General features: G+C 60.1%; 20 protein-coding genes. 10 read left to right on the forward strand and 10 right to left on the reverse strand.

The window, feature by feature from the left end:
- Window positions 1-92 precede the first annotated feature (92 nt).
- Entirely contained in the window at window positions 93-2,168 is a 2,076-nt protein-coding gene (locus ACEN9A_RS02215) for an AsmA family protein (RefSeq protein ID WP_258672214.1), read from the forward strand.
- Window positions 2,169-2,193: 25 nt separating this feature from the next.
- Here ACEN9A_RS02215 and ACEN9A_RS02220 read toward each other — a convergent pair whose 3' ends face one another.
- On the reverse strand, window positions 2,194-3,138 hold the full coding sequence (locus tag ACEN9A_RS02220; RefSeq protein WP_258672215.1) for a LysR substrate-binding domain-containing protein: 945 nt from the start codon (window positions 3,136-3,138) through the stop codon (window positions 2,194-2,196).
- A gap of 121 nt (window positions 3,139-3,259) precedes the next feature.
- Here ACEN9A_RS02220 and ACEN9A_RS02225 point away from each other — a divergent pair, with 121 nt between their 5' ends.
- The 3 genes from ACEN9A_RS02225 (at window position 3,260) to ACEN9A_RS02235 (ending at window position 5,203) form a co-directional block, all read left to right on the forward strand.
- The gene (locus ACEN9A_RS02225; protein ID WP_258672217.1) at window positions 3,260-3,898 is read left to right on the forward strand and encodes an FMN-dependent NADH-azoreductase; all 639 of its coding nucleotides are present in this window, start codon (window positions 3,260-3,262) and stop codon (window positions 3,896-3,898) included.
- Window positions 3,899-4,204, forward strand: a complete 306-nt coding sequence (locus tag ACEN9A_RS02230) for a DMT family transporter (RefSeq protein WP_007903452.1) — start codon at window positions 3,899-3,901, stop codon at window positions 4,202-4,204.
- Between the two features lie 108 nt (window positions 4,205-4,312).
- Window positions 4,313-5,203, forward strand: coding sequence for an esterase/lipase family protein (locus tag ACEN9A_RS02235; RefSeq protein WP_258672218.1), 891 nt, complete (start codon window positions 4,313-4,315; stop codon window positions 5,201-5,203).
- A gap of 101 nt (window positions 5,204-5,304) precedes the next feature.
- Here the strand turns inward: ACEN9A_RS02235 and ACEN9A_RS02240 are convergent, their stop codons facing one another.
- The gene (locus ACEN9A_RS02240) at window positions 5,305-6,180 is read right to left on the reverse strand and encodes a DMT family transporter (RefSeq protein ID WP_018928463.1); all 876 of its coding nucleotides are present in this window, start codon (window positions 6,178-6,180) and stop codon (window positions 5,305-5,307) included.
- A gap of 98 nt (window positions 6,181-6,278) precedes the next feature.
- Between ACEN9A_RS02240 and ACEN9A_RS02245 the strand changes: the two genes are divergently transcribed.
- The 3 genes from ACEN9A_RS02245 to ACEN9A_RS02255 all read left to right on the forward strand — a co-directional run bounded on the left by ACEN9A_RS02245 (window position 6,279) and on the right by ACEN9A_RS02255 (window position 8,635).
- The gene (locus ACEN9A_RS02245) at window positions 6,279-7,067 is read left to right on the forward strand and encodes an AraC family transcriptional regulator (RefSeq protein WP_258672220.1); all 789 of its coding nucleotides are present in this window, start codon (window positions 6,279-6,281) and stop codon (window positions 7,065-7,067) included.
- A gap of 72 nt (window positions 7,068-7,139) precedes the next feature.
- Window positions 7,140-7,445 (forward strand): PsiF family protein, encoded by a 306-nt coding sequence (locus ACEN9A_RS02250; RefSeq protein ID WP_019650658.1) that lies wholly within the window; start codon window positions 7,140-7,142, stop codon window positions 7,443-7,445.
- A 176-nt stretch (window positions 7,446-7,621) separates the two neighbouring features.
- A complete protein-coding gene (locus ACEN9A_RS02255) occupies window positions 7,622-8,635 on the forward strand; it encodes an AI-2E family transporter (protein WP_258672221.1) in 1,014 nt (337 codons plus the stop codon).
- Between the two features lie 129 nt (window positions 8,636-8,764).
- On the opposite strand, the gene ACEN9A_RS02260 is transcribed toward ACEN9A_RS02255, so the two are convergent.
- Window positions 8,765-10,039 (reverse strand): Hsp70 family protein, encoded by a 1,275-nt coding sequence (locus tag ACEN9A_RS02260; protein WP_019650657.1) that lies wholly within the window; start codon window positions 10,037-10,039, stop codon window positions 8,765-8,767.
- 295 nt (window positions 10,040-10,334) lie between these two features.
- On the opposite strand from ACEN9A_RS02260, the gene ACEN9A_RS02265 reads away from it, so the two are divergent.
- Together ACEN9A_RS02265 and ACEN9A_RS02270 are read left to right on the forward strand one after the other, a co-directional pair.
- Window positions 10,335-11,282 (forward strand): DnaJ C-terminal domain-containing protein, encoded by a 948-nt coding sequence (locus ACEN9A_RS02265; protein WP_019650656.1) that lies wholly within the window; start codon window positions 10,335-10,337, stop codon window positions 11,280-11,282.
- Between the two features lie 25 nt (window positions 11,283-11,307).
- Window positions 11,308-11,613 carry a chaperone modulator CbpM gene (locus tag ACEN9A_RS02270; RefSeq protein ID WP_019650655.1) on the forward strand — a complete coding sequence of 102 codons (306 nt, stop codon included), beginning with the start codon at window positions 11,308-11,310 and terminating at the stop codon, window positions 11,611-11,613.
- A gap of 178 nt (window positions 11,614-11,791) precedes the next feature.
- Here ACEN9A_RS02270 and ACEN9A_RS02275 read toward each other — a convergent pair whose 3' ends face one another.
- Window positions 11,792-12,919: a sensor histidine kinase gene (locus ACEN9A_RS02275; RefSeq protein ID WP_019650654.1), complete on the reverse strand. Its 1,128-nt coding sequence runs from the start codon at window positions 12,917-12,919 to the stop codon at window positions 11,792-11,794.
- Between the two features lie 240 nt (window positions 12,920-13,159).
- Between ACEN9A_RS02275 and ACEN9A_RS02280 the strand changes: the two genes are divergently transcribed.
- Window positions 13,160-18,079, forward strand: a complete 4,920-nt coding sequence (locus ACEN9A_RS02280; protein ID WP_258672222.1) for an NEL-type E3 ubiquitin ligase domain-containing protein — start codon at window positions 13,160-13,162, stop codon at window positions 18,077-18,079.
- A gap of 67 nt (window positions 18,080-18,146) precedes the next feature.
- Here the strand turns inward: ACEN9A_RS02280 and ureC are convergent, their stop codons facing one another.
- The 6 genes from ureC to ACEN9A_RS02310 all read right to left on the reverse strand — a co-directional run bounded on the left by ureC (window position 18,147) and on the right by ACEN9A_RS02310 (window position 22,589).
- Window positions 18,147-19,847, reverse strand: a complete 1,701-nt coding sequence (ureC, locus tag ACEN9A_RS02285) for an urease subunit alpha (protein WP_258672223.1) — start codon at window positions 19,845-19,847, stop codon at window positions 18,147-18,149.
- Between the two features lie 160 nt (window positions 19,848-20,007).
- The gene (locus ACEN9A_RS02290; RefSeq protein ID WP_258672224.1) at window positions 20,008-20,316 is read right to left on the reverse strand and encodes an urease subunit beta; all 309 of its coding nucleotides are present in this window, start codon (window positions 20,314-20,316) and stop codon (window positions 20,008-20,010) included.
- The gene (locus ACEN9A_RS02295) at window positions 20,316-20,849 is read right to left on the reverse strand and encodes a GNAT family N-acetyltransferase (protein ID WP_019650650.1); all 534 of its coding nucleotides are present in this window, start codon (window positions 20,847-20,849) and stop codon (window positions 20,316-20,318) included. Before ACEN9A_RS02295 ends, ACEN9A_RS02290 begins: the two co-directional genes overlap by 1 nt.
- 6 nt (window positions 20,850-20,855) lie before the next feature.
- Window positions 20,856-21,389, reverse strand: a complete 534-nt coding sequence (locus ACEN9A_RS02300; RefSeq protein ID WP_258672225.1) for a GNAT family N-acetyltransferase — start codon at window positions 21,387-21,389, stop codon at window positions 20,856-20,858.
- A 9-nt stretch (window positions 21,390-21,398) separates the two neighbouring features.
- Window positions 21,399-21,701: an urease subunit gamma gene (gene ureA / locus ACEN9A_RS02305; protein ID WP_007937143.1), complete on the reverse strand. Its 303-nt coding sequence runs from the start codon at window positions 21,699-21,701 to the stop codon at window positions 21,399-21,401.
- 48 nt (window positions 21,702-21,749) lie between these two features.
- Window positions 21,750-22,589, reverse strand: coding sequence for an urease accessory protein UreD (locus ACEN9A_RS02310; RefSeq protein WP_258672226.1), 840 nt, complete (start codon window positions 22,587-22,589; stop codon window positions 21,750-21,752).
- Window positions 22,590-22,598 lie beyond the last annotated feature (9 nt).

Here is a 22,598-nt window from a genome sequence, read left to right on the forward strand (position 1 = left end):
AGTCCTAGATTTCATGGCAGGCCGGTTCTGGCCTAACGTTTCATCAGTGCGTCGCTGTCAGGGCGCTCAGTCGTATTCAGGAGCTCTGTGCAATGACGCGCACTCGTAAAATGCTTGCCTGGACCTCCGCCAGCCTCGTTGTGCTGCTGGCCGTCCTGGTGCTGATCATCGCGTTCTTCGATTGGAACCGGATCAAACCGCCCCTTAACGCCAAAGTCTCTGAAGAACTGCATCGTCCGTTCGCCATCAATGGCAACCTCGCGGTGGTCTGGCAGCGCGAGCCCGACGAAGGCGGCTGGCGGGCCTGGGTGCCGTGGCCGCACGTGGTGGCCGAGGACCTGAGCCTGGGCAACCCGGACTGGTCGAAGCAACCGCAGATGGCCTCCCTCAAACGCGTCGAACTGCGCATTTCGCCGCTGGCCTTGCTGACACAGCGGGTGACGATCCCGCGCATCGACCTGACCGAGCCCAATGCCGACCTGCAGCGTCTGGCCGACGGCCGCGCCAACTGGACATTCAAGTTCGACCCCAAGGATCCGAATGCCGAGCCTTCTAACTGGGTGGTGGACATCGGTGCCATCGGCTTCGACAAGGGCCATGTCACGCTCGACGACCAGAGCCTGAAAACCCGCCTCGACTTGCTTATCGATCCGCTGGGCAAACCGATTCCGTTCAGTGACATCGTCGGCGACAAAGCGGCGAAAGCTGCGCTTGAGAAGGGCGGTTCGCCGCAGGATTACGCGTTCGCGTTGAAGGTCAAAGGCCAATACCACGACCAGAATCTCGCCGGCCAAGGCAAGATCGGCGGTCTGCTGGCCTTACAGGATGCCGCCAAGCCGTTCCCGCTTCATGCGCAAATCAAGATTGCCGACACCAGCGTCGAACTGGCCGGTACGCTTACCGATCCATTGAATCTCGGCGCCCTGGATCTGCGCCTGAAACTGGCCGGTGCCAGCCTGGGCAAGCTCTATCCGCTGATCGGCGTGCCCCTGCCGGATACCCCGCCGTACGCCACGGATGGGCATTTGACTGCCAAGTTGCATGAGTCGGGCGGGGCGGTTTACCGCTATGAGGACTTCAACGGCAAGATTGGCGAGAGCGACATCCATGGCAACCTGGCTTATGTCGCGAGCCAACCGCGGCCCAAGCTCAGCGGGGCGGTGGAGTCCAATCAACTGTTGTTTGCCGACCTGGCCCCACTGATCGGCGCCGACTCCAATGCCAAGCAAAAGGCCCGCGGCGGTGAAAGCAAGCAGCCGGCGGACAAGATACTGCCGGTCGAGGAATTCAAGACCGAGCGCTGGCGCGACATGGACGCTGACGTCGAGTTCACTGGCAAGCGCATCGTCCACAGCGAAAAACTGCCGTTCAACGACCTCTACACTCATTTGGTGCTCACCGATGGCGTGCTCAGCCTCGAGCCCCTGCGTTTCGGCGTGGCTGGCGGCAATCTGGATGCGCAGATTCGCCTGAACGGGCGCGCCGAACCATTGGAAGGCCGGGCCAAACTGACCGCGCGCAAGTTCAAGCTCAAACAGTTGTTCCCGTCCATTGAACGGATGAAAACCAGTTTCGGTGAGCTCAATGGCGACGCCGACCTTACCGGTCGTGGCAACTCGGTGGCCAAGCTGCTGGGCACTGCCGACGGCAATTTGAAGATGTTGATCAATGATGGCGCCATCAGTCGCGAGCTGATGGAGCTGGCCGGGCTCAATGTCGGCAACTATGTGGTCGGGAAAATCTTTGGCGACAAGGAAGTGAAGATCAACTGCGCGGCGGCCAATTTCGACATCAAGAGCGGTCTGGCGACCACGCAGTTGTTCGTCTTCGATACCGAGAACGCGATTGTCTACATCGATGGCACTGCGAACATGGCGACCGAGCAACTGGACCTGACCATCAGCCCGGAATCCAAGGGCTGGCGCTTGATTTCGCTGCGTTCGCCACTGTATGTGCGGGGCAAGTTCATCAAGCCGGATGCGGGGGTGAAAGCGGTGCCGCTGATGCTGCGCGGGGCCGGGATGGTGGCGCTGGGGGTGATTGCCGCGCCGGCGGCGGGTTTGCTGGCGCTGATCGCGCCGAGCGCTGGCGAGCCGAATCAATGTGCGCCGTTGCTGGAGCAGATGAAGGCGGGCAAGGCGCCGGTGACGGTCAAGCCCACCCGGTAGATCAAAAGATCGCAGCCAGCGGCAGCTACATTGGAGCGCGTTCCCCTGCAGGAGCTGCCGCTGGCTTCGATCTTGGCAATAGGCCAGACAATCGAGCCTCCTCCTGCAACCACACAAAAAACGCCCGCACCGGCGGATGCCGTTCGCGCCCTGGTACGCACAGTGCGCTATATCCGGCCCCGTCGACCTGAATCTCACCCCGGTAAGGCAGCAATAAGCCGCTGGCCACACTCTCCGACACCAGAATATTGCTCGCCAGCACCAGACCTTGCCCGGCGACGGCGGCTTGCAGGGCGTAATGTTCTTCGTCGTATTCACGCACCGCTGGCTGTCCGGTCAGCCAGGTTTCGCCGGATTGCGCGCACCAGGCTTCCCAGCCGTGGGCATACAGTTTGGAGTTTTGCCACTGCACGCTGATCAGGGTGGGTACCCGACGGGTCGCCAGGGCCACTTGTTCAGGCGAGCCATAAACCCCGAAGGATTCGTCGAACAGGCACAACCCATACAGGTTCGGGTAGTCGTCTTGGCTGTAACGCAGCACCAGATCGACACTGGCGTCCTGATGCAAATCGATGACTTCGCAGTGAGTGTCCAGCCGCACGTTGATGTTCGGGTGCCGGGCATAAAACCGTCCCAGCCGAGGCACCAGCCAGAGGGCGGCGAAAGCGGCGGTGGTGGAGATCGTCAGGCTCGTGCCGCTGCGTTGCGGGCGCAAGGTATCGACGCTTTGCGCCACCTCCAGCAGGGCGCCATGCAGGCTACGGAACAGCCGTTCGCCGCACTCGGTGAGGCGCACCTGCCGGGGCAGTCGTTCGAACAGCGGCACGCCGAGCCAGTTTTCCAGGGAGCGGATCTGGTGGGAAACCGCCGTAGGCGTCACAGACAGCTCTTCGGCGGCAGCCTTGAAACTCAGCAGGCGCGAGGCGGATTCGAAAGCCCGCAGGGCGGTCAATGGCAACGAGGCAAACATTTAAAACTCCATGGATGAAATAGATTCATCCAGACTGATTTTTGCTCATTTGAAGGCAGGCGGCTGTGCGCTTCAAGCTGCAGCCACAAGCCGTTTCAGTTTAGCCCTCAAGGAGATTCAGATGAGCACAATTCTTGCCATTCACGCTAGCCCCCGTGGCGAACGCTCTCATTCGCGGCGGTTGGCCGAGGTGTTTCTTTCAGCCTGGCAGGTCCGTAACCCGCAGTCGCAATTGACCCGCCGTGAAGTCGGCCGGGCGTTGATCCCGGCCGTCAACGAAGCCTTCGTAGCGGCTGCTTTTCATCCGGAGCCTCAAGCGCGACCGCTGTCGATGCAGGCCGACCTGGCACTCAGCGATGAGTTGGTGGGTGAGTTGCTCGGCCATGATCTGCTGGTGATTTCCACGCCGATGTACAACTTCAGCGTGCCCAGCGGCCTCAAGGCCTGGATCGACCAGATTGTGCGGCTCGGGCTGACGTTCAATCACACCCTGGACAACGGCATCGCGCAGTACGAGCCGCTGGTGCGGGGCAAGAAGGCGTTGATCATTACCAGTCGCGGCGGGTTTGGTTTCGGGCCGGGTGGTGAGCTTGAAGCGATGAACCATGCCGACCCGTTGCTGCGCACGGCACTGGGGTTCATCGGCATCACTGACGTCACGGTTGTCGCCGCCGAGGGCGAAGAGTCGGCCGAGCGCACCTTCCAGGTATCCGTGGCCGAGGCCGAACAGCGCTTGCTGGCGCTGGCCAGGGCGTTCTAGATGGCCTGGCTGTTCTTGCTGATCGCCGCCGGGTTTGAAGTCACCTTCGCCATGGGCATGAAGTACGCCGAAGGTTTTACCCGGCTCTGGCCTTCGGTGATCACCGTGGTGGCCGCGGTGGGCGGGATTTACTTCCTGACCCTGGCCATGCGCGAATTGCCGGTGAGCATCGCCTACCCGATCTGGACCGCTATCGGTTCACTGGGCACGGTGTTTCTTGGCTTTGCGCTACTGGGCGAAAGCCTGACGGCGCTCAAGCTGGTGTCGGTCGGGCTGATTGTGGCGGGCGTGGTGGGGTTGAAGTAGGGTGGATGTCATAGACTGGTCGTCGAGTTGTCATCTTGGGTGGCGATGCTTGGCTGAGGCCTTGCATCCAGCCTTGCTTCATCTCACCGACCACAAGGATGTTCATCCATGTCGCAAGGCTCCGCCACGCGTTACCCGTTGGTGCTGGTTCCGGGGATGCTCGGGTTTATCCGTCTGCTGCTCTATCCGTACTGGTTCGGGATCATTTCGGCATTACGCCGGGACGGGGCGACTGTGATCGCGGTGCAGGTCTCGCCGCTCAATTCAACCGAGGTGCGCGGTGAGCAATTGCTGGCGCGGATCGAGGAAATTTTGCGCGACACCGGGGCCGAGAAGGTCAACCTGATCGGCCATAGCCAGGGCTCGCTCACCGCTCGTTACGCTGCCGCAAAACGCCCGGACCAGGTGGCGTCGGTGACCTCGGTGGCCGGGCCCAATCACGGTTCGGAGTTGGTGGACTACCTGCACGATCACTATCCGGCCAACAGCGCCAGGGGCCGACTGCTCAGCTTTCTACTGTGGCTGATCAGCGCGTTGATGTGCCTGCTGGAAACCGGTTATCGCGGGCCGCGACTGCCGGTGGATATCCCGGCTTCGCATCAATCGCTGACCACGGCCGGCGTGGCGCTGTTCAATCAGCGTTATCCACAGGGGCTGCCTGACACCTGGGGTGGGCATGGTCCGGAAGTGGTCAATGGCGTGCGCTATTACTCCTGGTCCGGGACTTTGCAGCCGGGCAAGACCGATCGCGGGTGCAACCTGTTCGACGGCACTAACCGCAGTTGCCGGTTGTTTGCCAGAACCTTCGTGCGTGAAGCGGGGCATTGCGACGGGATGGTCGGGCGCTACAGCTCGCATCTCGGGACGGTGATTGGCGACCAATACCCAATGGATCACTTCGATATCGTCAACCAATCCCTGGGGCTGGTGGGCAAAGGGGCGGAGCCGGTGCGGTTGTTTGTCGAGCATGCCGCGCGGTTGAAGGCGGCAGGCGTTTAACCCCTGTGGCGAGGGAGCTTGCTCCCGTTGGGCGGCGAAGCAGCCCCCAGAATGCGACCGCCTTGCGCTCGAGCGGGAGCAAGCTCCCTCGTTACAAAGGGTTATGCGCGGCCCAACGTGGTGGTCCAGCGCTCCGACAAAATCACCCCACCCAACGTCAGCACCCCACCCACCAGGTGATACAACGCCAACTGCTCATGCAGCACCACCGCCGCAATCAGCGCGGTGATCAACGGCAGCAGGTTGAAAAACAGCGTGGTCCGGCTCGGGCCCAGGCGCACCACGGCCTGCATCCACGCCAGTGGCGCAAGCATCGAGGCCAGCAGACAGGCGTAAAGCACCAGCGGAATGTTATGCAGGGTCGGACCGATTTTCGGTGAGGCGAGGAACAGCGGAAACAGCACCACCACCGCCACCAGCACCTGCAAATACAGCAACACCAGCGGCGGCAAGCGCAGTTGCCATTTTTTCAGCAAGGTGCTGTAAACCGCATACGCCAGCGTGGCGATCAGCATCATCGCGTCGCCCAGGTTCACCCCGTGCTCCAGCAACGCGCCAAGGCTGCCGGACGACACCACCACCAGAACACCGGCAAACGACAATACCGCACCGGCCAGGGCTCCGGCGGTCAGGCGTTGGCCGAGGCTGACTATCGCCATGGCCAGCGACATCAACGGCATCAGCGACAGAATGATCCCCATGTTGGTGGCCGACGTCAGTGTTGCAGCGAAATAGGCCAGGCTCTGATAAACCGCCATGCCGAGTACGCCGAGGATGAAGATCCTCCCCAGGTTTGGACGTATTACCGGCCAATGGGCGATCACCGGCTTAAGCATGAAAGGCGTGAACAGAATCCCGGCCAGCAGCCAGCGGTAGAAGCCGATTTCGGCGGGGAAGATTGCGCCCACCGCGAGTTTGTTGATCACGGTGTTGCCAGCCCAAATGAAAATGGCCAGCAGGGGATAAGCGTATTGCATCGGGAAAAAGCCAGAACGTTAATGAGGGGCAATTATCCGCCTGTCTGGATACAAGCCTATACTGCGATCCAGACAACCTGCCCCTGATTCCGGACAGCATGAACAGTAAACACATCGACCTGTTGGATTTCAGCGAACTGCCGTCGGCGGTGTATTTCCGCTATGCCGACTTCAACGCCCACGAATACGCTGCGCCTCACCGGCATCCGTGGGGCACGCTGGAGTACGCGGCCCATGGCGTGTTGCACATGGATGTCGACGGCAGCCGCTTCATGTCACCGCCGCAATACGCGGTGTGGGTGCCGCCCGGGACCGAACACAGTTTCTATAGCCATCAGCCGATCAACTATCGCGCGGTCTGCCTCGCGCCGACGTTGTGCCGCAATCTACCGCAACAGGCCTGCACCCTGGCGATCAGCGACATCCTCAAGGCGATCCTGAAAGACTTCGCCGCCCGCGATGTGAAAATTCCCGAGCACGACGCGGATCAGCGTCTGGCTCAAGTGCTGGTGGACCAACTGCAACAGGCGCCAATGCATGAGTGCTATTTGCCCTACGCCAGCAGCCCCGGGTTACTTGGCATTCTGGAAGCCTTGCAGACCGAGCCTGGGGATAACCGGCCGTTGGCGTATTGGGCCGGGCAGATTCACGTCAGCGAACGCACGTTGGCCCGGCAGTTTGTTCGCGAATTGGGCATGAGTTTCGGTGAATGGCGGCAACGGTTGCGGTTTCTGGCGGCGATCGAAGCGCTGGACAGCCATCGCAGCATTCAGGAAATCGCCTTCGACATGGGTTACAGCACTGGCTCGGCGTTTATCGCGATGTTTCAGCGCCAGGCCGGGTGCACGCCGGAACAGTATCGGCGCAGCCACCTTGATAGCAGGTGAACGTGTAACAGGCTTTGTCTACACTCCAGAGCGAGGCCGTACCCATCGGTGCGGTAACAAGGAGAAAACTCCATGAAGATGTTGCGTGCCCCGTTGTTGATGATCGGTCTGCTGCTCTGCTCTCAGGGTTTTGCTGCCACTGCCCAACAGAACAAGATGACCACTTGCAATGCCGACGCTACCGCCAAGAGCCTTAAAGGCGATGAGCGCAAAGCCTTCATGAGCACCTGCCTCAAAGCCGCGCCGGCCGCCGATGTCGCCAAACCCCTGACTCCTCAGCAAGAAAAAATGAAAACCTGCAACGCCGATGCCGCCACCAAGGCCCTCAAGGGCGATGCGCGCAAAGCGTTCATGAGCGAGTGCCTGAAGAAAAAGTAAAAAATCAAAAGATCGTCCGAACGCGGCCCGAGCCTGCGGCAGTTCCTACGCGCCTGTGGGTGCTGCCGCAGGCTGCGAACTTTTCGGGGCGACGCCGCTTGTGGGTCATCCGCTCGCTTCGGCGCCGGAACGCTGGCAGACTGCCAATCCTTTTACGTCGTTCGTTTTGAGGCTGTATGTCAGCGTTTTCTCAGCGTCAGGTCTTGTTGCTCATCAGTTGGGTCATCATTTTTGGCGGTTTGCTGCTGGTGATCCCTCTGCGATTGCTGCCCAGCCTGCTGGCCGGGTTGTTGGTGTTTGAACTGGTCAACATGCTCACGCCGCAATTGCAACGGCTGATCGAAGGCCGCCGCGCGCGCTGGCTGGCGGTGGCGTTACTGGGGACTTTGGTGGTCAGTGTGCTGGCGCTGATCTTTGCCGGTGCGATCAGTTTCCTGCTGCACGAGGCGGAAAACCCCGGTGCTTCCCTCGACAAATTCATGGGTGTGGTCGACCGCGCACGCGGGCAGCTGCCGCCGTTCATCGACGCTTATTTGCCGGCCAGTGCCGCCGAGTTTCGTGTGGCCATCGGCGAGTGGGTTAGCAAGCACCTCAGCGACTTGCAACTGGTGGGCAAGGACGCGGCGCACATGTTCGTGACGCTGCTGATCGGCATGGTGCTGGGGGCGATCATCGCCTTGCAGCGCGTGCCGGACCTGACCAAGCGCAAGCCCTTGGCTGCGGCGCTGTTCGACCGCTTGCATCTGTTGGTCCAGGCGTTTCGCAACATCGTCTTCGCGCAGATCAAGATTTCCCTGCTCAACACCTTTTTCACCGGGATTTTCCTCGCGGTGGTCCTGCCGATGTTCGGGATCAAGCTGCCGCTGACCAAAACCCTGATCGTGCTGACCTTCCTGCTCGGCTTGTTGCCGGTGATCGGCAACCTGATGTCGAACACGTTGATCACCATCGTCGGCTTGTCGCTGTCGATCTGGGTGGCGGTGGCGGCACTGGGGTATCTGATCTTTATCCACAAGCTCGAATACTTCCTCAACGCGCGCATCGTAGGCGGGCAGATCAGTGCCAAGTCGTGGGAGTTGCTGCTGGCGATGCTAGTGTTCGAAGCCGCGTTCGGCCTGCCGGGGGTGGTGGCGGGGCCGATTTATTACGCGTACCTGAAGAGTGAGTTGAAGCAGGTGGGGATGGTTTGATCCTGTGTTGATCTACTGTGGCGAGGGGGCTTGCCCCCGTTGGGTCGCGAAGCGGCCCCCCTTATCTCCAAAAGAAGGGACTGCTGCGCAGTCCAACGGGGGCAAGCCCCCTCGCCACTGGGTTTCAGGTCAATCCATCGGGCCGTAACGCTTGGCCGCCTCGATCGCCAACCCGCTGCCAATGCTGCCGAAGATGTTGCCTTCCACATGCTGCGCGTTCGGCAACATCGCCGAGACGCTGTTGCGCAGCGCCGGAATCCCGCTCGAACCGCCAGTGAAGAACACCGTATCCACCTGATCGACCCGCACATTGGCGTCGTTCAGCAGCTGGGTCACGCTGTTGCGCACCCGCTCCAGCAAATTGTCGATGGCTGATTCGAACAGCGCACGAGTCAGTTCCACACTCAAACCGGACTCGATGCGATCCAGCGGCACATGACGGCTGTCGGCGTGGGTCAGCTGGATCTTGGTCTCTTCCACTTCCATCGCCAGCCAGTGCCCGGCGCGCTGGTCGATCAGCTTGAACAGGCGATCGATGCCGCCGGTGTCTTCGATGTCGTAACGCATGCTGCCCAGGGCCAGGGTCGATTTCTGCGAGTACACCGAGTTGATGGTGTGCCAGGTCGCCAGGTTCATGTGATGGCTGGTGGGCATGTAGGCGCCGCTCTTCATGCGGCTGCCGTAGCCGAACAGCGGCATCAGGCCTTGCAGGCTCAGCTGCTTGTCGAAATCGGTCCCGCCGATGTGCACGCCGCCAGTGGCGAGGATGTCGTCGTGACGGTTGTCGTGCCCGCGTCGCTCAGGGGACAGGCGCACCAGGGAGAAGTCCGACGTACCGCCGCCGATGTCGACGATCAGTACCAGCTCTTCCTTTTCGATGGTCGACTCGTAGTCGAACGCCGCGGCGATCGGCTCGTACTGGAACGAGACGTCCTTGAAGCCGATGGCGCGGGCCACGTCCACCAGGGTGTTCTCGGCTTCCTGGTCGGCCACCTCGTCGTCATCGACGAAAAACACCGGACGGCCCAGCACCACTTCCTCGAACTCCCGACCGGCGGCGGTTTCGGCGCGCTTCTTCAACTGGCCGATGAACAGCCCGAGCAGGTCCTTGAACGGCATCGCCGTGCCGAGGACGCTGGTGTCGTGCTTGATCAGCTTGGAACCCAGCAGGCTCTTGAGCGAGCGCATCAGCCGGCCTTCGTAACCTTCCAGGTACTCGTGCAGCGCCAGCCGGCCGTACACCGGGCGGCGTTCTTCCATATTGAAGAAGACCACCGAGGGCAGGGTTATCTTGTCGTCCTCCAGCGCGATCAGCGTTTCCATGCCGGGGCGCAGCCAGCCGACGGTGGAGTTGGACGTGCCGAAGTCGATACCACAGGCACGGGCTGGAGATGCGTTTTTCATGTCTTTCAAGTTCCGGTTAAAAAACGGCCGCGCAGTGTATGTCAGTGCGGCGCAGATTCGAAGGCCGACTATCTGTTAAATCACATTGATCTGCGCTTGAAAGATGGTCCATCACCCCCAAACTTCCCTGCATAGGTTTGGCAATCCTTGGGCGACAGCAAGAACTGCGCCTGGCTGCCGATAAACTACTGATGCGCTGCCCGGTCACAAATTGAGATTGATCAATTCAAACGCTGTAAACCAGAGCATGCTGTACCGAGCGGCGCGATTTCGATAATGGATGGTGATTCCCTCGATGGACTTCAAAGACTATTACAAGATTCTCGGTGTGGAGCCGACCGCGGACGATAAGGCGATCAAGGCCGCCTATCGAAAGCTGGCGCGCAAATACCACCCCGATGTCAGCAAGGAAAAAGACGCCGAGGCCAAGTTCAAGGACGCGTCCGAAGCCTATGAAGCGCTGAAAAGCGCCGACAAGCGCGCCGAATACGACGACTTGCGCAAATACGGTCACCATGGCCAGCCGTTCCAGGGCCCGCCGGGTTGGCAGAGTCGTGGTGGTTTCGGTGGCGGTGGTCAGGACACGGGCGATTTCTCGGACTTCTTCAGTTCGATCTTCGGCAACCGTGGGCCTGGTTTTGGTGGTGGTGGACAGTCGCGTCGCAGTACCGGGCGTCGAGGGCAAGACGTGGAAATGGAATTACCGGTTTTTCTGGAAGAAACCCTGTCGACCGAATCGAAGAAGGTCAGCTTTCAGGTGCCGCAGTACAACGCTGCCGGCCAGCATGTCAGCAACACCAGCAAAAGCCTGAACGTGAAGATCCCGGCCGGCGTGACCGACGGCGAGCGCATTCGCCTCAAGGGCCAGGGCGCGCCGGGTATCGGTGGCGGGGTCAATGGCGACCTGTACCTGACCATTCGTTTTGCGCCGCACCCCAAATTCGATGTCGAAGGCGAGAACCTGATCATCACCTTGCCGCTGGCGCCGTGGGAACTGGCGCTGGGGACCGAAGTCGCGGTGCCGACCCTGACCGGCAAGATCAACCTCAAGGTGCCGGCCGGCAGCCAGAATGGCCAGCGCATGCGCGCCAAGGGCCACGGCCTGCTGCACAAGGCCGGCCACCGCGGCTACCTGTTCGTGCAGCTCAAGGCGGTGATGCCGAAAAAACTCGACCATGACGTCAAGGCGTTGTGGGAGGAGTTGGCGAAGAAAGCTGCTTTTGATCCGCGAGAGAATTTTTGATTCCGAGATAAGGAGGAGCCCAATCATGAGCGACCCCGTGATCGTTCAATTGGACCTGGCAGAATTCTGCGAGGCGACCGAATTGTCGGACGTGCATGTGATCGAGATCGTTGAACACGGCATCCTCGAACCGCAGGGGGCTGTGCCCAAGGATTGGCGTTTCACCGACTATGAACTGACCTTGGCCAAGCGTGCCGCCAAGCTGCGGCGCGAGCTGGAGCTGGAATGGGAAGGCGTCGCCCTGGCGCTGGACCTGCTTGACGAGGTCCAGCAACTTCGGGCCGAGAACCGCATGCTCAAGCAGCGGTTGGGGCGCTTGGTGATCGAATAGCTGTAAACACTAAACCTGTGGCGAGGGGGCTTGTCGGAACGCCGCACCACCCCGTTGGGTTGCGTAGCGACCCCAAATCCGGTCATCGCGGTTTTTCAGACTGACCGCATGCGTCGATTTTACGACTGCTGCGCAGCCGAACGGGGGCAAGCCCCCTCGCCACAGCGGTCCCAAGGCGTCACACCTTCCTGGGCAACACCACGCTAAACAGCGTGCCCTGCTCGGCGCTGGAACTGACCTCGATCGTCCCTTGATGGGCATCAACCACTTCCTTGACGATGAACAATCCCAGACCAAGGCTGGTGCTCGGCGCGCCGAGTTCTTCGTCGGCACTGCGTACCAACGGATCGAAGATGGTGCCGATTGCCTCGGGTGGAATCGGCGTACCGTCGTTGTGCACGGTGAGGCGAATGTTGTCCGTTTCACCCCTGAGGGTCAGTTTGACCGCGCAGTGGTTCGAACCGTGTTGCAACGCATTGCCGATCAGGTTCTGCAGCATTTGAGCGAGCCTTCGGCCATCCCATACACCCTGGGTATCACCTTCGACGCTCAGTGTCGGATCGCATTGCGGATGAGCCGCGCAGGCTTGGGCAATCGCTTCGCGCGCCGTCTCGGCCAGGTCCATGGGCGCCGGTTCAATCGGCAGGCGCTTGCCCAGGCGACTGCGGACCAGCTCCAGCAAATCGCTGACCATCACCGCCATGTGCCGCGCGCCACGCTGGATATGGATTGCGCACGTCAGCGCATCGCCTTCGAGAGCGGCTTTGCGCAGCAGCATTTCCGTGGACATGCTCACTGCTTGCAGCGGTGCGCGCAGGTCATGGCCGAGGATTGCCAAAAAGATGTCCCGGGAGCGATTGACCTGCTCGGCATAAGCCTCGGTGGATTCGGCCAGGGCTTCGTCGATGGCCTCGTTGAAACGGATCATGTCCTGGAAATAGGCGATTTCGGGGGCGTCCAGGCTGTTGACCCACAGGCGGATCACGCAGGCACGCAAATGGCGAAATTCGCTGGTCATCTGCACCAGGTCGAAACCCACGGTATGGCGCAGCTCGCCATGGCTGGCGCCGGCCTTGTCCAGGCTCGGGGTCTTCTCAGGGCCTTCGCCCTTGGCTTTGGCCTGTTGTTCGCTGGCAGTCTGTGCAGTGGACATGTCTCGCGCGGCAGCCAGCAGAATCGCCTTGGCGTGGTCGCGCAAGGCTGCTTGATCCATGTACTCGGCCGCCGGGGCGATCGTTCTGGCGAACTGTTCCCATTCATCGACGATACGGTCCACGTGTTGCCTGATGAATTCGGATAAGCGCATGGCCGGTACCTGACTGGAAACTCTTGGCATCTTAGCCCCTTTGCCGGCGGGTAAAAACTACCGCTGGCAAGGCGGATCAGGCTTGCGAATTTTGCGGGTGGTATTTATTTATTTTTTAGATTCTCAAGTTGAGTGGTGTTGTTTGTTTTGTCGCTGTTTTCCAACAACTATTTGAGCTTTTGTTTTTGCCGCTATTGAATAAGCTTGGTGTTCTGTTGATCGCATAGGGATACATGCGTAATGAATGAAATATCAGAAGGATCTGTTTCGGACGCTTCTCCAGCTTTCGCTGTCAGCGAAAACATTTATCTGAATTATCTTGCAACCAAAGTTCCGGCGTTAATAAATAAAGCATCGGTATCAAAACTTGTATCAAATGCAATTCAGCCACCCGACTTTCCCGAGTGGTACGTCAAGGCCAGCGCTATCGACCGTCAGTATCTCCAGGAACTCATCAGTGAGCGCTGGCGATTGCAAGACAACCTCGATGACGTCTTGGGGGATTTACAAGAGGACATCAATGCATTCGCTGAACCCTTGCTCATTCAAGCGCTGAAAGAAAAACGGAACCTGGAACTGGATGTCCAGGCAACTACAGTACGGCTTTATATTCCAGCCCCGCTGGGTTTTGGCATCGATACCCAAGCCAGCCGGCTCAGGCAGTCCACCCTGATGGAGGCCGCGCTGCACAACTTCGAGGACGCTGACACCCGTGCAGGCGCCTTTCGCGACGGCTCCGGCATTTTCGTTACCGATGCCGAAGGTGCGCTGAAGCGCCATCCGTTGACCGTCGAAAGTTTTGCGAGCCTTTGTCGAGAGCTGGATCTCGGTGCGCAGTATCAGCGGCACATTACCGGGTTGCTGGACCCGGCCCGGGCTGATGCGAAGGCATCCCTTGAGCAGCACTTCATCGGGACCGAAAAGGCCGCGTTCAGTGAATCGGCATTAATTGCGTACTTGAAGGGCGATGTCACTTCTTATGCATACGGAAAACTAAAGCAACTGCGGGATAACCAGGCAACTGTCTTGATGGGGCATCACCCTTTACAGTCTCATCGCTTGACACTGATGGGTGTGAAGTTGACCGGTATTGTGCTGTTCAGTGCCGTGGCTGATCCAACGCAAATAAAAAAACTTTACGACAATCTGGTCCCGGTACATCAGCGAGCAATGATGGAGTGGTCGCAGCGATTGGCAATTTTGCCTGGGCAAGAGTTTGACCAGTTCAAACTACTCAAGGCATTTTTTGCCAATGGCCCTAGCGGCGTTGTCGAGGAAATGCTGCGAAGGGAAGATGTTTATAAGCAAAGTCGGCTTGAGGGCCCCCTGATTGCCTATGTGCCCGATGACCCTGATCATCCCTTGAAAGAGTACGGCTCCTTCACTGATTTCATGAAGGAGCTGACGAGTCAGCTGCGCTCCTCGGACTATCAACAATTCTTCAGCCGGTTCGTGCCGCAAAAAGACAAGGGCAGGTTTTTCACTCGCATCAGAGAACGCTTTACCACCTTCACCTGGCAACAGCGTGAACCTTTGAACATGGGGCCGTGGTGGCGGGAGACGGCGGTGGAGAATCCCGATGCGGAGCCGATCACCAACGTGATTGACGGTTTGCTTTGGTCTGCGCTCGGTCGATGGCGGCGTGACAAGGCCATCGCGGATGCGCGACACATTGCCGTTCCCACTGACGACGAAGATGCCAACGCCCGTTGGGCGCGACTGAACAGTTACGCGAGTATCGGCTGGAACGTATTCAACTTCGGCGCGATGCTGGTACCGGGTTTGGGAGAAGCCATGCTGGGCATCATGGTCGGGCAAATGGTGCTCGAAACCATGGAGGGCATCGAGGACTGGAGCAAGGGAGACAAGGATGAAGCGGCGGCACTGCTGAGCGGTGTCCTGATCAATGCTGCCCAGCTGGCAATCATGGGGGCAGGGCATGTTCTACCGACGGGCGCGGCGGCAGCGATCAAGCCTTCGACGTTTATCGACCAGTTGAAGCCGGTCGTGCTTGACGACGGCAAGACCCGTTTGTGGAATCCTGACTTGAGCCCTTACGAGCGTCAGGTCGATTTGGCCCCGGATTCAACGCTTAACGAGCGAGGCCTGCATCGGCATGACGGTCAGGAGTTTCTGTCGCGCGACGGCAAATATTTCGCCGTACAAGACGATCCGCAGACGGGTCAATCGCGAATCCAGCATCCCGGCCGGCCGACGGCCTACAAGCCAAAACTCGAGCACAACAATGCCGGTACCTGGCATGCCGAGTTCGACCGTCCCGTTGAATGGACCAAGGCCCAGCTCATGCGACGTTTGGGGACAATCGTCGATGCGTTCGATGATGCGATGCTTGAACACATCCGTATTGCCAGTGGTGTTGAAGAAGCGATATTGCGTCGGCTGCATGTCGAAAACGAAGCGCCGCCAGCGTTGCTGATCGATGAGATCAACCGGTTCAAAACATGGGCGGACACGGGAAAGCTGCCCGCAAATGGCCTGCCACGCTCAAGCAATGTCGGCGCGTTGGTGCTTCAGGACGCCTATGCCCAATTGCCCACCCGCATGGCCGAGGAACTGCTGAGCACAGCTGAACCCGCTGACTTGAAGGCGCTTGCCGAGCACAAGCGCATTGGGTTGCACCTGCGGCAACAGGTGCGAGCCGCTTTGCTGGAGTTGCGTCTGGCGCGTGCCTATGAAGGGCTTTTCCTTGATTCACTGCATGCACTGGACACAGAGAGGCTGGCACTACACACCCTGGAAACCTTGCCGAACTGGCCGGGTGATGTGCGCATCGAAATTCGCGAACATTCGCTGACTGGCCGTCTGCGCGACAGTGTTGGCCCTGAAGACGCGCCGGTGCGCAAAGTGCTGGTCAGCACGGACGAAGGGTATGAGGCGCGCGATGCCGATGATCAGCATCTGCACGGAGCCGATGACCTGTTTTCTTCGGTATTGCATGCCCTGCCTGACGCGGAGCGCAGAGCACTGGGCTATGAGATCAACCAGGGCGCGATGCTCAAACGCACCGTTCAAAATGCACCATTGGCGCGTGACAAGCTACGTCTGATGCTGGTGGAAAATCCTTTGCGCAAGCCCACCTACGATCCCGAGACGATGAAGCTGCGCGGTGGTATGCAAGCTTCTTCAGGCATTCAGCGACTCACCGGGCGACTGACACCACAGGAGCGGGTCAGGAGTGTGCGCCCGGGTTGGACGGAGGCCGAAGCTCAGACTTATCTGGATGCCGGCGGTCAGGGCGGCCACCCAGAGCAGCGAGCAAGTGCACTTGAAGCCGAATTCAATCGCCTCAACGCCAATTTCCAGCGCTGGCTGGATTCGCCGACCGAAGCCTTCAGGTACAGCTCGGCCGGGAGAGCTGAGTGGCACTCCAGAAACACGCTGTACAGAGCCATTCGCCAGTGCTGGCAGCGAACCGGGATCCGCGATCTGGATCCGCATGGCAATCCGCGAGGCTATGTGCTCAACCTCGAAGGCATGCCGCTGGGGCGCCTTCTGCAGACGATGCCGGCCCTGGAAGGCAATTTTGCCCACGTCACCAGACTCCATGTGTCCGGGACCGGGTTTGCCGATGCACAGGTGTCTTTTCTCGATCATTTTCCCCGTTTGTGTTCGCTGGACATGCACGACAACCAGCTCACACAGCTTCCCCGTGCGGTGGGGCGAGCGCGTGGGCTGATGGAGTTAAGCCTCAGGAACAATCGAATCGAGTTGAATGAGCAGTCGATCGCCGGTCTGAGGAATCTTTCCCGTCTGGAAACCCTGGACCTGCAAGGAAACCCGTTGCGGCAGGTTCCGGACATTGGCGGCATGCGCAGATTACATACCGTGCTCCTTGCCGATACCAGTATTGGAACCTGGCCTGACGGGCTGTTTTCCCAGCCGCGGTATCGCCACTTTTACCTGGATTTGCGGCATAACGAGCTGACCTATATTCCCATGGTCAGGCGTGGCTCCGTTGAAGCGGAGCTGTTGGCTCGCACACTATTGAGTCGCGATGAGCGATGGTTGCCGCGTTTCACTCTGCAGACGCTCAGAGAGTACATCCAGTCTGTCGGCATGGACCCTGATCGCCCGTATCCGCCCCGTGGCGTTCGCGACAGTCTGGATTGGGAGGAAGGCCTGACGCGACCCGAATGGGTCGCCAGACAAGAGGTATGGAACAGCGTTGAGGATGAGTTTGGCTCGGAGCCCTTTTTTAATCAGATCAGGAAACTGACCCGATCCGTTCACTTCAAGAACGACAAGGCCTTCCGGACGGATGTGACGAGCAAGCTGTGGCGAATGTTGGAGGCCATGGCCAGGGACAGCGAGCTGCGGCGCAATCTGTTTGTCATGGGCCGCGACGAGGTTGCCCGATGCGTGGATGCCGGTGCGCAGTTGTTCAATGCGATGGGCGTGGAAGTGCTGATCCATGAGGCCTACGCATTGGCTAACCCAAGCCTGGTGGAAGGCGAGTTGGTGGAGCTGGCCAGAGGCAAATCAAGGCTGGACGAGTTGAGCCGGATCGCCCACAAAGTGGTGGCTGAACGATTGGCGAACGGAGAGCAATTCAGAAATGTCGATGCTGAAGGTCAAGTGTCGGGAAGCATCGATGAGGTCGAGGTTCACCTGGCTTACATGACGGATCTGGCGGAGCGACTGGACCTGCCCTGGCAGTCCCGTGATTTGCAATTTCGCACGCACACCGGTGTGACTCCCGAGATGATCGAGAGTGCGTATCGGCGGGTCGTAGAACTGGAAGCCGGCGATTTATTGCGTGATTCGATCATCGAACAGCCGTTCTGGGAAACTTACCTCCAGGGCTCGAATCGAAGCGCCTTCAAGGTCTTCAGGCGCCGAATCGATGCAACGACGGAGTTTTACATGGCGCTTGAAAAGAGAACCTCCGAACCGGACCTTTCGTTGCAGGCAAAGGCCGATCTGAAGCAGGAGCTCAGGGTACTCGCCGCAGAGTTGGGTAAGCCGGAAAGCCAAATTGCCCCGGGACAGGTCATGACTGACGAGGCTTATGCGGCCGAGCTGAACCTGATCGATATCGAGATGAAAACGCTGCTTAAAACCCTGACCCAACAGGCGATGGATCGGGCGAAACTGCAAAGGGTGGACATCGCCTTTATGAACGCACCAGCAACGGATTGACCTGAGAAACAGCTAACCCGGCACGAAGAATGACACCCCTCGCGCCGGGTTTATGCCTGACCGAATCTCAAAACAGGAAGTAACGCTGAGCCATCGGCAACACATCCGCTGGCTCGCACCAGAGCAAGACACCGTCGGCCTTGACCTGATAAGTCTGCGGGTCAACGTCAATGTTCGGCAGATAATCGTTGTGAATCAAATCGGTTTTCTGCACATCGCGGCAGCCTTTGACCACGGCGATTTTCTTCTTCAGGCCCAGGGCTTCAGGCAAACCGGCTTCCTGTGCCGCCTGGCTGATAAACGTCAGGCTGGTGGCGTGCAACGAGCCGCCGTAACTGGCGAACATCGGGCGGTAGTGCACCGGTTGCGGCGTTGGAATAGACGCGTTGGCGTCGCCCATCAGGCTGGCCGCAATGGCACCGCCCTTGAGGATCAACGTCGGCTTTACCCCGAAAAATGCCGGGCGCCAGAGCACCAGATCCGCCCACTTGCCGACTTCGATCGAGCCCACTTCATGGCTGATGCCGTGGGTGATCGCCGGGTTGATCGTGTACTTGGCGATGTAGCGTTTGGCGCGGAAGTTGTCGTTGCCTTCACCGTCCAGGGGTAGCGGACCGCGCTGTTTTTTCATTTTGTCGGCAGTCTGCCAGGTGCGCGTGATGACTTCGCCGACGCGACCCATGGCCTGGCTATCGGAGCTGATCATCGAGAAGGCGCCGAGGTCATGCAGGATGTCTTCTGCGGCAATCGTCTCGCGGCGTATGCGGCTTTCGGCGAAAGCCACGTCTTCAGCAATGCTCGGGTCCAGGTGGTGGCAGACCATCAACATGTCGAGGTGTTCGTCGATGGTGTTGCGGGTGAACGGCCGGGTCGGGTTGGTCGAGCTCGGCAGCACGTTGGCGAAACCGCAGGCCTTGATGATGTCCGGCGCATGTCCTCCACCGGCACCTTCGGTGTGATAGGTGTGGATGGTGCGGCCCTTGAAGGCGGCGAGGGTGGTTTCGACGAAGCCGGACTCGTTGAGGGTGTCGGTGTGAATCGCCACCTGCACATCGTACTGGTCAGCCACGGTCAGGCAATTGTCGATGCTCGCCGGGGTGGTGCCCCAGTCTTCGTGCAGCTTGAGGCCGATGGCGCCGGCCTTGACCTGCTCGATCAGAGGTTCCGGCAGGCTGGCGTTGCCCTTGCCGGTGAGGCCGATGTTCATCGGGAACGCATCGGCGGCCTGGAGCATGCGCGCCAGGTGCCACGGCCCTGAAGTGCAGGTGGTGGCGTTGGTGCCGGTGGCAGGTCCCGTGCCGCCACCGATCATGGTGGTGACGCCGCTCATCAGCGCTTCTTCGATCTGCTGCGGGCAGATGAAGTGGATGTGGGTGTCGATGCCGCCGGCGGTGAGGATCATGCCTTCACCGGCAATCACTTCGGTGCTGGCGCCGACCGCGATGGTGACGTTGGGCTGGATGTCCGGGTTGCCGGCCTTGCCGATGGCCGCGATGCGTCCGTCCTTGAGGCCGACGTCGGCTTTGACGATGCCCCAGTGGTCGATGATCAGCGCGTTGGTGATCAGGGTGTCGACGACATCGCGTGCCAATAATTGGCTTTGGCCCTGGCCGTCGCGAATGACTTTGCCGCCGCCGAATTTCACCTCTTCGCCGTAGGTGGTGAAGTCCTGTTCCACTTCGATCCACAGTTCGGTGTCGGCCAGGCGGACCTTGTCACCGACGGTGGGGCCGAACATGTCGGCGTAGGCTTGTCTTGAGATTTTCATGCGCTTGCCTTGGGATTCAATTGGGTTTTAGACCGCTCGCGTCGCTCGCTATCGCAGCCTCGCTCCGCTCGACAGCTCCTACAGGGGGATCGTGTTCCCCCGTCTATCGCGTTTTTCTGTAGGAGCTGTCGAGCGAAGCGAGGCTGCGATCTTTTGATCTTTAATCGAGGTCGCCCATGATCCTGCCGGCAAACCCGAACACCCGGCGATACCCGGCCAAGTCCACCAGCTCGACCTCGCGGCTCTGCCCCGGTTCGAAGCGCACGGCGGTGCCGGCGGGGATGTTCAGGCGCATGCCACGGCTGGCGGCGCGGTCGAAGGTCAGCGCGTCGTTGGTTTCGAAGAAGTGATAATGCGAGCCGACCTGGATCGGCCGGTCGCCGCTGTTGGCCACCTTCAGGCTGACAGTGCGTCGGCCCGCGTTAAGCTCGATGTCGCCGGGCTGGATCTGGTACTCACCGGGAATCATCACTGGGCTCCTTGGAGAATCTTGTAGTAGAGGGCGGTCGGTTTGTAGCGCCCGTTCGGGTCACAGGCGTAGTCCGGAATTTCGCCGGCACGGGTGTAACCCATGGCCTTGTAGAAGTCTTCGGCGGGGGAGCCGGCCTCGGTGTCGAGGTAGAGCATGCCGCGCTTGTGCTGGCGGGCCGTAAGCTCAAGGGCATTCATCAACTGCTGGCCCAGGCCGCGACGACGGGCGTGTTCACGCACCAGCAGTTTCTGCACTTCGGCGCGATTCAGTCCATTGGCTTTCTGGCACAGGTTCAGTTGCACGCTGGCCTGTACCTGTTCGTCCTTGACCACCACCCACAGCAGCACGTTGCCTTTGTTCAGATTGTCCTGGACTTCATCGAAATGGGCTCGGGCCTGGGTGGCGTCCAGATCCGCCATGAACCCGACGCTGGCGCCATAGCCGACGGCGTCGAGCAGCAGATCAATCAATCCCTGACGATAGTGCGCAAAGCTTTCAACGTTGACGCGTCGCAGTTGGGCGGCGTTCATGGGGCATCACTCCTTGTGGGAACCGGGTGGCATTGCGCCGGGGTCGAGGATCAGTTGCATGAAGGTCAGGTCCAGCCAGCGGCCGAACTTGGTACCCACCTGCGGCATTTGGCCGGTGACGACAAAACCGGCCCGATCGTGCAGCCGGATCGAGGCGCCGTTACCGCTTTCGATGGCGGCGACCATCACGTGTTTGTTGCAGCCTTTGGCGCGCTCGATCAGCGCTGCCATCAGTTGCGGGCCGAGGCCATTGCCACGCTGGTCGTTGCGCACGTACACCGAGTGCTCGACTGTGTGGCGGAACCCGTCGAAGGGCCGCCAGTCACCGAATGAAGCGTAGCCGAGTACGTTGTCGTCGCCGTCGACGATCACCAGAATCGGATAGCCCTGGGCTTGCCGCGCGCTGAACCAGGCCTGGCGGTTGCCCAGGTCTACGGCTTGTTCGTTCCAGATCGCCGTGGTGTTGAGCACGGCATCGTTGTAGATGTCGCGGATCGCCGGCAGATCGGCGTGCAGCGCATCGCGGATGTGGTAAGTCATGGCGCGGCCTCAGGCGATCGGTTGGTGAACGGTGACCAGTTTGGTGCCGTCGGGAAACGTCGCTTCGACCTGGATCTCCGGGATCATTTCCGGGATGCCTTCCATCACTTGTTCGCGGCTGAGCAGGGTGGTGCCGTAGTGCATCAGCTCGGCCACGGTCTGGCCGTCACGCGCGCCTTCGAGCAGCGCCGCGGAAATGTAGGCCATGGCCTCCGGGTAATTGAGTTTCACGCCGCGAGCCAAACGCCGCTCGGCCACGAGGCCGGCGGTGAAGATCAGCAGCTTGTCTTTTTCGCGTGGGGTCAGGTCCATCGTAGAAATCCATAATCGGCAGTTAAAAAGTCTTCTGTAGGAGCGTATTCAGGTGGCCCATATTCTGGGCGGAACGGCTTCGCGGCCGAGCAACGCCGGCCGGAGCAATCGCCATAAATCAATCAGCCAGCCCCGTGCCAACAGCGCCTCGCTGGCCAGGCATCGGGCGACCAAAAGCCCTGGCAGCTGTGTCAGATCCCCGCGCACCTCATTGGGCAGCGAGCGGCACTTCTCCAGCAATTCACTATCAATCTCTCCGGTCACCAGCAACGTCGCAAACACCGGTTGCCCATCCAGCCCGATCGGCGAGTCCAGCAAGCCGTCATCCCCGGTAATGCGCTGGCGTTCGTGCCAGAGCAACTGGCCGTCGCGGCGGATATCCAGGTGGGCCTGGAAGTGCCCGAGGTCGAAGCGCTCGCCACTGGCCGGACGCCCCAGCGCTACCACGTCCCAGTAGAACAACCGGGCATCGCCCTCAAGATCAATGCTCGTGCTGAGTTCAGCCTGAGCGGCGCTGAAGATAATCGTCTCTTGTGGCAGCCACTCCAACGTCGCACCGGCGCCAACGCGCAATTCGAGTTTCTGATAAGCCGGCCCGGCCGCGCGATACCACTTGGCGGCGCCAGGGCTGGTGATTTGCGCCCAGGCGTGCGTACCGACGCTGGCCGATATATCCAGCCGATCACCGCCGGCAATCCCGCCCGGCGGGTGGACGATGATGTGCTGACAGACCTCGGGGCCTTCGGCATACAAGTGCTTCTGCACCCGCAGCGGGCCTTGATGACGGCGCTGCACCGGGCGGGTGCTGGTGCCGAAACGGGCGTAGCCCAGCTCCAGCTCGGCATGCCAGCTCGGGGTAAACAGCGCAGTGGGGAGAGGTAAATTCATATCGTCTAA

The sequence above is a fragment of the Pseudomonas sp. Pseusp18 genome, assembly GCF_059506005.1.